The sequence below is a fragment of the Sutterella parvirubra YIT 11816 genome, from assembly GCF_000250875.1.
In the GTDB taxonomy this organism is placed as follows: domain Bacteria; phylum Pseudomonadota; class Gammaproteobacteria; order Burkholderiales; family Burkholderiaceae_F; genus Sutterella; species Sutterella parvirubra.
This window is the reverse complement of record NZ_JH605013.1, coordinates 46,574-47,052: the sequence shown is the minus strand read 5'-3', so window position 1 is coordinate 47,052 and position 479 is coordinate 46,574. Positions and strand designations below refer to the sequence as shown.

Genomic DNA, 479 nt, shown 5'->3' with positions numbered 1-479 from the left:
GACGGTCTGGAGCGCGACGATCAGCGTCCCGGCGGCGACGATCGGGTCGACGACGGTGTGCGGACGCGCGCCGTGCCCGCCCTTGCCCTTCACCGTGATGAAGATGTGGTCGGCCGAGGCCTGCATGAAGCCCTTCGTGAAGCCGAAGGTACCGACGGGAAGGTCCGCCGCGCCGTGGGCGCCGTAGATTTCGTCCAAGGGAAAGCGCTCCAGCATCCCGTCCTCGATCATCCTGCGCGCGCCCGCGAACCCTTCTTCGCCCGGCTGCAGGATGAGAAGGACGTCCCCCATGAGGCGGTCGCGGCGGGCGGCAAGCGCCGCCCCCGCCAGCAGAATCCCGGCCGTGTGCCCGTCGTGGCCGCAGGCGTGCATGACGCCCTCAAACCCGGACGTGTAGGCGCAGCCCGTCGCTTCGACGAGCGGGAGCGCGTCCGTGTCGCCGCCAAGGCCGATGCGCGGACGGCGGGCGCCTTCGGGGA

1 protein-coding gene is annotated in these 479 nt (G+C 71.4%); it reads right to left on the bottom strand.

Features of this window, described 5'->3' with window-relative positions; genetic code table 11:
- On the bottom strand, nucleotides 1-479 hold a 479-nt coding region (locus tag HMPREF9440_RS10800; RefSeq protein ID WP_172634303.1), incomplete at both ends, for a M20 metallopeptidase family protein.